Annotated in this window: 10 protein-coding genes and 3 tRNA genes; 8 read left to right on the forward strand and 5 right to left on the reverse strand. The window is 62.5% G+C overall.

The window, feature by feature from the left end:
* The first annotated feature begins 10 nt into the window (after nt 1-10).
* Nucleotides 11-87: transfer RNA gene (locus FQ755_RS26485), tRNA-Arg, on the forward strand.
* 84 nt (nt 88-171) lie between these two features.
* A tRNA-Arg gene (locus FQ755_RS26490) sits at nt 172-248 on the forward strand.
* A gap of 120 nt (nt 249-368) precedes the next feature.
* Here the strand turns inward: FQ755_RS26490 and FQ755_RS26495 are convergent.
* The 5 genes from FQ755_RS26495 to FQ755_RS26515 form a co-directional block, all read right to left on the reverse strand.
* Nucleotides 369-857: a phage protein NinX family protein gene (locus FQ755_RS26495; RefSeq protein WP_144157975.1), complete on the reverse strand. Its 489-nt coding sequence runs from the start codon at nt 855-857 to the stop codon at nt 369-371.
* 120 nt (nt 858-977) lie between these two features.
* The gene (locus FQ755_RS26500; RefSeq protein ID WP_144157976.1) at nt 978-3,350 is read right to left on the reverse strand and encodes a RelA/SpoT family protein; all 2,373 of its coding nucleotides are present in this window, start codon (nt 3,348-3,350) and stop codon (nt 978-980) included.
* 81 nt (nt 3,351-3,431) lie between these two features.
* Nucleotides 3,432-3,635 (reverse strand): DNA-directed RNA polymerase subunit omega, encoded by a 204-nt coding sequence (gene rpoZ, locus FQ755_RS26505; RefSeq protein ID WP_031359151.1) that lies wholly within the window; start codon nt 3,633-3,635, stop codon nt 3,432-3,434.
* A gap of 60 nt (nt 3,636-3,695) precedes the next feature.
* Nucleotides 3,696-4,376, reverse strand: coding sequence for a guanylate kinase (gene gmk, locus FQ755_RS26510; RefSeq protein WP_144157977.1), 681 nt, complete (start codon nt 4,374-4,376; stop codon nt 3,696-3,698).
* A gap of 30 nt (nt 4,377-4,406) precedes the next feature.
* The gene (locus FQ755_RS26515; protein WP_144157987.1) at nt 4,407-5,330 is read right to left on the reverse strand and encodes a YicC/YloC family endoribonuclease; all 924 of its coding nucleotides are present in this window, start codon (nt 5,328-5,330) and stop codon (nt 4,407-4,409) included.
* Nucleotides 5,331-5,561: 231 nt separating this feature from the next.
* Here FQ755_RS26515 and rph point away from each other — a divergent pair, with 231 nt between their 5' ends.
* From rph to FQ755_RS26545, 6 genes are all read left to right on the forward strand, one after another.
* Nucleotides 5,562-6,311 (forward strand): ribonuclease PH, encoded by a 750-nt coding sequence (gene rph, locus FQ755_RS26520; protein WP_144157978.1) that lies wholly within the window; start codon nt 5,562-5,564, stop codon nt 6,309-6,311.
* A gap of 68 nt (nt 6,312-6,379) precedes the next feature.
* A complete protein-coding gene (gene rdgB, locus FQ755_RS26525; RefSeq protein ID WP_409937696.1) occupies nt 6,380-6,970 on the forward strand; it encodes an RdgB/HAM1 family non-canonical purine NTP pyrophosphatase in 591 nt (196 codons plus the stop codon).
* Nucleotides 6,971-6,975: 5 nt separating this feature from the next.
* On the forward strand, nt 6,976-8,196 hold the full coding sequence (gene hemW, locus FQ755_RS26530) for a radical SAM family heme chaperone HemW (RefSeq protein WP_409937697.1): 1,221 nt from the start codon (nt 6,976-6,978) through the stop codon (nt 8,194-8,196).
* Nucleotides 8,197-8,259: 63 nt separating this feature from the next.
* A tRNA-Ser gene (locus tag FQ755_RS26535) sits at nt 8,260-8,349 on the forward strand.
* 148 nt (nt 8,350-8,497) lie between these two features.
* On the forward strand, nt 8,498-8,947 hold the full coding sequence (locus FQ755_RS26540; RefSeq protein WP_144157981.1) for a hypothetical protein: 450 nt from the start codon (nt 8,498-8,500) through the stop codon (nt 8,945-8,947).
* A gap of 89 nt (nt 8,948-9,036) precedes the next feature.
* Nucleotides 9,037-9,477, forward strand: a complete 441-nt coding sequence (locus tag FQ755_RS26545; RefSeq protein ID WP_144157982.1) for a nuclear transport factor 2 family protein — start codon at nt 9,037-9,039, stop codon at nt 9,475-9,477.
* Nucleotides 9,478-9,852 lie beyond the last annotated feature (375 nt).

Raw genomic sequence — 9,852 nt, forward strand, 5'->3', positions numbered from 1 at the left:
GTTTCTGCGTGCGGCTGTAGCTCAGTTGGATAGAGTACTTGGCTACGAACCAAGGGGTCGTGGGTTCGAATCCTGCCAGCCGCACCACTTATTTCGAGGGCCTCCCTCCGGGGAGGCCCTTCTGTTTCACCGGGGTATGTTTGATCTACCCGCGTTGTACCCGTTTAGCGTGCGGCTGTAGCTCAGTTGGATAGAGTACTTGGCTACGAACCAAGGGGTCGTGGGTTCGAATCCTGCCAGCCGCACCACCTGTAAGGGGCCTTCCATCTGGAAGGCCCTTTGTTTTTTGGTTCGACGATTCCGAACATTATGCGGCGAGCGCCGCTAACCCGTCCGAGCGCAATGGCAGACTCCGCACGCCGGAAGTATCACCGGGGCGCCGACTGAATATCACCGATCTGCCCGTCCGGCGTGGGTATGTCTTCTACAGGGAGATCGCGCGTCTCTTCCCCAATTAGCTCCGCTTTTAAGCCACTGAGCGCCTGAGACTGCTGCAGTACGTCATCCACCGTATCGCCGAAGCGGCTCGCCACGAACGCACGCAACAGCGCGACCCGCAGCGTGTCGCCGCGCCCCTCCGTGGTCTTGTGGCTCCCTTCGAAGTCGGCGACACAAACCGCCGACTGACGGTTCACATGCTCCCGCACTTCCAGCCGCTGGGCGCGTTCCAGCACGACAGCGGCTGCCTCCCACGAAGTAGACGGCGTAAAGCGCCCATCCCACGGATGTCCGCGATCCTCGCCCCGGATCGAGACGGTCTCGCCGCTGTCAGTAAAGTGAATTTCGCGCACGAAGTCGTGCAGGCTGCGCGCGACCCAATAGTCGAGCGCCATGCCGGTCAAGTCCGCTACGTTCATCGCATTCCCCCTGAAGGAAAGGGTGAGACTCGAATCCGGCGTAAGTGTTCAGTGTGGCGTGTGCTGTGCTGACATGGGCAAGCCAAGGCGACCCAGCGGCCCTGGCCTTAGCCCAGCCCGTCAATAATCGGCCCTTTCGCGATCAATACGCATGCCGCCGTCGTGACGGTGATGCCCCTCTTCGCTTGGCCGTTCGCGCGCGATGCGCATCACGTCCGGATTGGTCCGCACCCGGCGCATGACGTTGGCGAGATGCACCCGGTCGCTCACCTGGATCACGAAGCGCAAGACCGTGGATTCCTGCGACAGGTCTTCGTCCATTGCAATATGGACGATGTTCGCGTCGGCCGAGGTGATATCAGCCGCCACGCGGGCAAAAACGCCCTTGGTGTTCTTGACCAGCACCTTCACCGCCACGTCGAACAGACGTCCCGGCTGCGGCGCCCACGCCACGTCGATCCAGCGGCCCGGATCGCGCTTGTGGATACGCTGGGCGACCCGGCAGTCGGTGGTGTGGATAGCCATGCCGAGGCCAATACCGATATAGCCCATGATGTCGTCGCCCGGAATCGGCCGGCAGCAGGCCGAGAGCTGGACGGACATACCTTCGGTGCCGGTGATCACCACCGGCGGCGCGTGCGACGTATGGCCGGATTCGGAGCGCGGACTGTCGTCGTCGGCGTCGCGCCCACTCATGAGCACCTCGATGCGCTTGGCCATCACCGCCGCCACCCGCCGGCCGAGGCCGATATCCGCAAAAATTTCCTGGCGGCTCTTGTTGCCGGTCCACTGCACCAGCTTTTCCCACGCTTCCGGCGTCACTTCGGAAAGCGCGAGGTCGTAGCCCTTCAGCGCCTGGTCGACCAGCCGTTCGCCCAGTTGCACCGATTCGTTCAGCCGCATCGTCTTCAGATAGTGACGAATGGCCGAGCGCGCCTTGCCGCTGCGCACAAACCCGAGCCACGCCGGATTCGGCTTCGAATACGGCGCCGTGATCACTTCGACGATGTCGCCGCTCTTCAGCTCGGTACGCAACGGCAGCAATTCATTGTTGATCTTCACCGCGACGCACTGGTTGCCGAGGTCGCTGTGGATCGAATACGCAAAGTCGAGGGCGGTGGCGCCGCGCGGCAGCGCCATGATCTTCGACTTTGGCGTGAACACGTAGACCGCATCCGGGAACAGATCGATCTTCACGTGCTCGAGGAATTCGCTCGAATCGCCCGCTTCGCTCTGGATGTCGAGCAGCGACTTGAGCCATTGATGCGCGCGTTTCTGCACGTCGTTCAGATCCGCACCGCCGTTCTTGTACAGCCAGTGCGCGGCGACGCCCGCTTCGGCGATTTCGTGCATCTTGCGGGTGCGCACCTGAAACTCGATCGGCGCACCGAACGGCCCCACCAGCGTGGTATGCAGCGACTGGTAGCCGTTCACCTTCGGAATGGCGATGTAGTCCTTGAACTTGCCCGGCACCGGCTTGTAGAGCGCATGCAGCGCGCCGATGCAGGTGTAGCACTCCAGCGCGCTGTCGACCACCACGCGGAACCCATACACGTCCAGCACTTGCGAGAACGACAACTGCTTGTCGCGCATCTTCTTGTAGATGCTGAAGATGGTCTTTTCGCGGCCGGTCACTTCGGCGTCGAGCTTCGCGTCCGCAATGGCGCGCTGCACCGACTCCAGAATCTTGCCGACCACTTCCCGCCGGTTGCCGCGCGCCGCCTTGACGGCTTTCTCGAGCGTGGCGTAACGATGCGGGTTGAAGTTCGCGAAGCTCAGGTCCTGCAGTTCGCGATAGGTATTGTTCAGGCCGAGCCGGTGAGCGATCGGCGCGTAGATATCCAGCGTTTCGCGCGCCACGCGGCGGCGTTTTTCCGGCGGCACCGCGCCGAGGGTGCGCATGTTGTGCAGCCGGTCGGCCAGCTTCACCAGAATCACGCGCACGTCGCGCGCCATCGCGAGCAGCATCTTGCGGAAATTCTCCGCTTGCGCTTCCTCGCGATTGCGAAACTCCATCTTGTCGAGTTTCGACAAACCGTCGACCAGTTCCGCGACCTTCGCTCCGAAGCGCTCGGCGAGTTCGGCCTTGGTCACGCCCTGATCTTCCATCACGTCATGCAGCAATGCCGCCATGATCGACTGGGCGTCGAGCTTCCAGCTGGCGCAGATTTCCGCGACGGCAACCGGGTGCGTGATATAGGGTTCGCCGCTCTGGCGATACTGCCCGAGATGGGCTTCGTCGCTGAAGTGGAACGCCGCCTTGACTTCCTTGATCTCTTCCGGCGACAGATAGCCGGACAGGGCAGTGGTCAGCTTGGCGATCGAAACGACGTCGTGCCGGCGCGGCTGCTCCGGCGTAGCGGTCGGCCCGAACAGATGGCGAAACGACTGTTCGAGGACCGCGTCGATGTACTTGCGTGCCGAGGCCGGTGAGTCGCCTTCGTGGGCTTCGTGTTCCACTTCCGAAACGGGAGACGAGGGATTGGTGCTCATGTTCGCCTCCGTATCAGGTTGGACGCCGGTCTGCACGCGTGTGTTCAATTACATGGCAATCAGATGCGGATGAAGCGTGCCTTAGACCGGCACCTTCTTCAGCATTTCGACGCCGACCTGGCCAGCCGCGATTTCGCGCAGCGCGACGACGGTAGGCTTGTCGCGGCTTTCGATCTTCGGCGTGTGGCCTTGTGCGAGCTGGCGTGCGCGATACGTTGCGGCAAGCGCCAGTTCGAAGCGATTCGGGATCATTTTCAGACAGTCTTCGACGGTAATGCGGGCCATGTTGGATTCCTTCTCAGTATGTTGCTTATTCTACCTTATGTGCTCGGTACCCCGCCGCGATCACGTATGCGGGAGGTGGATGCCAAGCTGCACAAAAAGGTCCGTGTGGCGTGCGTATTGCGAGGCGAAGCGCAGGCGCGTCGAAGCAACCAGACACTGCAGTTCGGCCAGCGCACGGTCGAAGTTCTCGTTGATCACCACGAACTCCGCTTCAGCCGAATGCGCGATCTCGCTACCGGCCGCCAGCAGGCGCCGCGTGATCACGTTCGGCTCATCCTGACCGCGCTTCTTCAGACGCTCTTCGAGCGCTTCGAGCGAAGGCGGCAGAATGAAAATTTCGACGGCATTGCGAAACTGTTTCTTGACCTGTTGCGCGCCCTGCCAGTCGATTTCCAGCAGCACGTCATGGCCGCTTTTCATCTGCTCTTCGATCCACAGACGCGAAGTGGCGTAGTAGTTGCCGTGCACTTCCGCGCTTTCGAGGAACTCGCCTTCCGCGTGGCGCTTCAGAAAATCGTCGACCGTCGTGAAGTGGTAATGCTCGCCGTCTTTCTCCTTGGGACGCGGCGGGCGCGTCGTGTAGGAGATCGACAGGCGGATCGCCGCGTCGCGCGCGAGCAGCGCGTTGACGAGCGTCGACTTGCCCGCGCCCGACGGCGCGACCACCATGAACAGGTTGCCGGGATAAGCGCCGGCATAAGGATTGTGGCGTGCGCTGGTTTCGCTTGTGTGGTCGGTCATTGCAATCGTTATCCGAGAGTGGCTCGAAATTTACTCCAGATTCTGTACCTGCTCGCGCATCTGTTCGATGAGCAGCTTCAGGGTCATCGAGGCATCCGCCAGTTCCTTCGCGGCGGCCTTCGAGCCGAGCGTGTTGGCTTCGCGGTTGAGCTCCTGCATCATGAAGTCGAGCCGCTTGCCTACCTTGCCGCCCTTCTCGATCACATGACGCGTTTCGTTCAGATGAGCCGTGAGGCGCGACAGCTCCTCGGTGATGTCGATGCGGATGCCGTACATCGTCACTTCCTGGCGGATCCGCTCGGCGATTTCCTCACGCGAGATGCTGGTCGTCACCGTATCGGGCGCGGCGATGCCCAGCGCTTCCTGCAGCCGCTCGACGATCTTCTGCTGATGCTTCGTGATCAACTCCGGCACAAGCGGCGTGATCTTCGCGACGATCGCTTCCATCTCCGTGACGTTGGCGAGCAGCATCGTCGCCAGTTGGGCGCCTTCGCGGGCGCGCACGTCGATCAGATCGACGATCGCCTGTTTGCCGCACGCCAGCACCGCGTCGCGCAGCGTTTCGGCGGCCACGCCGCTTTCGGTCAGCACACCCGGCCAGCGCAGGATTTCGCCGGTCCGCAGACGGCCGGCCTCCGGAAACGCGTTGACCACCGCGCGCTCCAGCAGCGCGAGCTGAGTCAGCGCCTCATGATTGATCGCGCCGGCGTTGGCCGACTGTTCGCTGCGTTGCAGATTGATACGAATATCCACCTTGCCGCGCAAGAGCTTGTTCATCAGCATTTCGCGCAGAGTCGGCTCGCAGACCCGCACGTCTTCGGGCATGCGAAAGTTCAGATCGAGGAAGCGCGAATTCACCGTGCGCAGTTCAACCGAGACGCTCACGCCGCCGTTGCCTGAGGCCGCTGCGAGTTCGCGCGTGGCGCTCGCATAGCCAGTCATGCTGTAGATCATCATTTGTCTCGCGATGGAGGCCGTGCCGTGGATGGGCTAGCCAGGGAGTCGAAGCGCCCGGCGTGTACGAGACGCGGGGCGGGGAAGCCGCATTATCCCATTTTTGGCGGCAAGGCCATCTCATAGAGACTTCCGGCGCGCGCGGGGAGCCGGGCCAACCGATCGGCGGTAAAATCGCGGTTTCCCTCCGCCCTCTCTCCATCCCGATCCCTAATGGATGAACGACACCCGATGAACGACACCACCGCCTTTGCCAAAGACCGCCCCAGCGGCCGCCGCGCCGACCAACTGCGCGATGTGCGCATCACGCGTCACTATACGAAGCATGCGGAGGGCTCGGTGCTGGTCGAATTCGGCGACACCAAGGTGATCTGCACGGCGAGCGTCAGCGAAAGCGTGCCGGGCTTCCTGCGCGACCGCGGCCAGGGCTGGCTCACCGCCGAATACGGCATGCTGCCGCGCGCCACCAACACCCGTAACGACCGCGAAGCCGCGCGCGGCAAGCAGACCGGCCGCACCCAGGAAATCCAGCGGCTGATCGGCCGGGCGCTGCGCTCGGTGTTCGATCTCGAGAAGCTCGGCCAACGGACCATGAATCTCGATTGCGACGTGATCCAGGCCGACGGCGGCACGCGCACGGCCAGCATCACCGGCGCATTTGTCGCTGCGCACGACGCGGTGACGAAGCTGCTCGCCAGCGGCAAGATCGAACAATCGCCGATTACGGACTTCGTCGCGGCGATTTCGGTGGGCGTCTACAACGGCCTGCCGGTGCTGGATCTCGACTACGACGAAGATTCGCAGTGCGACACAGACATGAACGTGGTGATGACGGGCGCGGGCGGCTTCGTCGAAGTTCAGGGCACCGCAGAAGGCACGCCGTTCTCGCGCGATGAAATGAATGCACTGCTCGACCTCGCCAGCGACGGCATCCGCACGCTGGTTGCGAAACAGAAAGCAGCGCTTGGAGTGGCAGGGTGAGTGATCGTCAACATGCCGGCGGCGCGGCGGCGCAAGGACACGAGCCGCGGCCTGCGCCACTCGGCAAAGTGGTGCTGGCTTCGAATAACCCAGGCAAACTGCGCGAGTTCGCGGCGTTGCTCGGCGCGGCCGGCGTCGAACTGATTCCGCAAGGCACGCTCAATGTGCCGGAAGCGGAAGAGCCCTATCCGACCTTCGTCGAGAACGCGCTGACGAAGGCGCGTCATGCGGCCAAGCTCACGGGGCTGCCCGCACTCGCCGACGATTCCGGTCTGTGCGTGCGTGCGCTGCGAGGCGCCCCGGGCGTGTATTCGGCGCGCTATGCGCAACTGGCCGGCGGCCCGAAAAGCGATGCGGCCAATAACGCGCGTCTCGTCGAACAACTGCAGGGCGCAGCCGATCGCCGCGCCTACTATTTCTGCGCCCTGGTTCTCGTGCGCCACGCCGACGACCCCGAGCCGTTGATCGCCGAAGGCCGCTGGCCAGGGCAGATCATCGATACCCCGCGCGGCGCGCACGGCTTCGGTTACGACCCGCACTTCTTTCTGCCCGATCTGAATGCGACCGCGGCCGAGCTCGATCCGGCCGTGAAAAACACCAGCAGCCATCGTGCGATCGCGCTGCGGCAACTGCTCGCGCGCCTGACGGAGGAAGCGTGATTCCCATTCAGCCCGCCGGCCAGCGCGGCGCCGGCGTGATCAAAGCGTTCACTGCGCCGGGCCGCATCCACCTCACGTCCTTGCCGCCGCTCGCGCTATACGTGCATTTTCCGTGGTGCGTGCGCAAGTGTCCTTATTGCGATTTCAATTCGCACGAGTGGAAGGGCGACGCGTTTCCCGAAACCGAATATCTCGACGCGCTGCGCACGGATCTCGAACTGGCATTGCCGCTCGTGTGGGGGCGTCAGGTGCATACGGTGTTCATCGGCGGCGGCACGCCCAGTTTGCTGTCGGCGGCGGGACTCGACCGGCTGCTCTCGGACGTGCGCGCCCTGCTGCCGCTCGACGCCGACGCCGAGATCACGCTCGAAGCCAACCCCGGCACGTTCGAAGCGGACAAGTTCGCGCAGTTTCGTGCGAGCGGCGTGAACCGCCTGTCGGTGGGAATCCAGAGTTTCAACGAGGCGCATCTGAAGGCGCTGGGACGAATCCACGATTCGAAGCAGGCGCATCACGCGGTGGAAGTTGCGGCCAACACCTTCGACAACTTCAATCTCGACCTGATGTTCGCGCTGCCGCAGCAGACGCTCGCGGAGTGTCAGACGGATATCGAAACGGCGCTGTCGTTCACGCCGCCGCATCTCTCGCTGTATCACCTGACGCTCGAACCGAACACGCTGTTTGCGAAATTTCCGCCCGCATTGCCGGACGACGATTCGTCCGCCGATATGCAGGACTGGATCCACGAACGCACCGCGGCGGCGGGCTACGGGCGCTATGAGGTGTCGGCGTATGCGCAGCCGCATCGGCAGAGCCAGCACAATCTGAACTACTGGCGCTTTGGCGACTATCTGGGGATTGGCGCGGGCGCGCATACCAAGCTGTCGTTTCCCAACCGCATCCTGCGGCAGATGCGTTACAAGCATCCGACCACCTTCATCGAGCAGGCCAAGGCGGGCATGCCGGTGCATGAAGAGAATGAGGTCGGGACGCGCGATCTGCCGTTCGAATTCATGTTGAACGCGCTGCGGCTAGTGGAGGGATTTCCGGTGCACCGGTTCATCGAGCGAACGGGTATGTCGATGACATCCATCGAGCCGGCGTTGCAGGAAGCGGAACGGCGCGGACTGATCGTGCGCGATCATGAAAAGATTGCGCCGACGCCGCTTGGACAGGCTTTTCTGAACGATCTACAGGGCCTGTTTTTGAAGGATCCGGAGCCGTAAACGCGTGATGATTGCGCCTGGGGTTGCCGTAGCGGGCAGATTTCAGGTTACAATTTCGGGCTTGGAGGTGTGGCCGAGCGGTTTAAGGCACCGGTCTTGAAAACCGGCGAAGGAGTGATCCTTCCGTGAGTTCGAATCTCACCGCCTCCGCCACGATTCAAAAAGCCCCGGAGAAGAAATTCTGCGGGGCTTTTTTGATTCACGCATGCCGAAAGAGCAATCCTCCGCCCCCTCAAGTTCCCCCTCCTCCCCGCCGATATCACAGTTACGAGTCCCTCCAAAACTCGTCCGGGAGTCCCCCATGAAACTTCGCCCCCTCGTTACCCTGCTCGTGTCGGTCGGCATCGGCGCCTCGCCCGCTCTCGTCAACGCGCTGGCGTCTACCGATCCGGATGTCGCCTCGCTGTTCGGCACCACGAAGCTAACCACCGTCCAGCAGACGAACGGCAGCGCGACCCTACCGTCATCGCTGGCCTCCGTCGGCACGGATGTATTGCGCGGGGCGACCGGCAGCGCCGGCATCAATGTCGCCGCCGGCGCGCTGAATGCGCAGTCCAACCAGATCGCCCTCGTCGGTTCGCCCGCCGCCGACGTCAACACGCTGCAGGACGCCCACGCCGCGGCATCGCTCACCGGCAGCACGAGCGCCACACTCGGCGCCGGAGCGTTGTCCCATGTCAGCGGCAATGTCGGCGCAAATATCGTCTCGGGTGCGGGCAACGTGCAATCGAACGCGCTCGTGATTCACTAGCTTCGGTCTGCATCGTTCGACACGGATCGAAACATTCCGTCGGGGCGAGTTCTAGACTCGAAGTCCTACCACGACGACGGAAACTGATCATGACCGAGGCCACGCAAGCCGAGATTCGCCACATCTACGACCAATGGCACGAGTCGGTCCAGAAGCGCGATCTCGACGCGCTCATGGCGCTGTATGCCGACGCCGCCATCTTCGAAAGCCCACTCGTCCTTGCCACATCGCGGGACCGCCAGAGCGGCATCCTGACCGGCAAGCCGGATATCCGCGCATTCTTCGATGCCGGTCTGCGCGCGCCTTCCAACGGCCTGGGTCGCTGGTATCGCACCGGCACGTTCTTTTGCAACGGCAGACAGCTCACGTGGGAGTATCCGCGACACACGCCGGACGGCGATCAGGTCGACCTGGTGGAAATGATGGATCTGGCCGACGGGTTGATTGTCCATCATCGCGTCTACTGGGGATGGGTGGGATTCAAATCGCTGCAGGCCGTGTCGCCCGGGCAAATCCATACTCGCGCTTAAGCAAAATTACCCGCGCTCCAAAGTAAAAACGCTCCGTAACCCGGCCCACACGGGGCCTCGTCACGGAGCGTAATAGCTGTAAGAGCTTATGAAACCCAATCTGCCTCATACGAAGCTACACTGGATTCACCTCATCCCCCGTGAGGTTTGTTGTGTGAATCTCCTCAGCTTAGCCCGCCCCGACCGGCGGGCTTTTTTATGGCGCCGTCCGAACGGTCCCCGATCCGCTCACACGACCACCAATGTCTGTGGAAGGTCTGCATAAATCATGCAGGAATTGAGTTGCCAAATATGCCGTCGACTGCGACGATTTGGGCATGAGACAAGCTAATCTGGGATTGGATTTGACGACCAAACGAACGCGCAAGCGGGAGT

The sequence above is a fragment of the Paraburkholderia sp. BCC1885 genome, from assembly GCF_900996235.1.
Lineage (GTDB): Bacteria > Pseudomonadota > Gammaproteobacteria > Burkholderiales > Burkholderiaceae > Paraburkholderia.

Bases quoted from the DNA above. Each gene is read 5' to 3' on its own strand.
- FQ755_RS26500 (WP_144157976.1), bottom strand. From the start codon at position 3,350: ATGAGCACCAATCCCTCGTCTCCCGTTTCGGAAGTGGAACACGAAGCC.
- FQ755_RS26515 (WP_144157987.1), bottom strand. From the start codon at position 5,330: ATGATCTACAGCATGACTGGCTATGCGAGCGCCACGCGCGAACTCGCA.
- rph (WP_144157978.1), top strand. From the start codon at position 5,562: ATGAACGACACCACCGCCTTTGCCAAAGACCGCCCCAGCGGCCGCCGC.
- FQ755_RS26540 (WP_144157981.1), top strand. From the start codon at position 8,498: ATGAAACTTCGCCCCCTCGTTACCCTGCTCGTGTCGGTCGGCATCGGC.
- rpoZ (WP_031359151.1), bottom strand. From the start codon at position 3,635: ATGGCCCGCATTACCGTCGAAGACTGTCTGAAAATGATCCCGAATCGC.
- FQ755_RS26545 (WP_144157982.1), top strand. From the start codon at position 9,037: ATGACCGAGGCCACGCAAGCCGAGATTCGCCACATCTACGACCAATGG.
- gmk (WP_144157977.1), bottom strand. From the start codon at position 4,376: ATGACCGACCACACAAGCGAAACCAGCGCACGCCACAATCCTTATGCC.
- FQ755_RS26495 (WP_144157975.1), bottom strand. From the start codon at position 857: ATGAACGTAGCGGACTTGACCGGCATGGCGCTCGACTATTGGGTCGCG.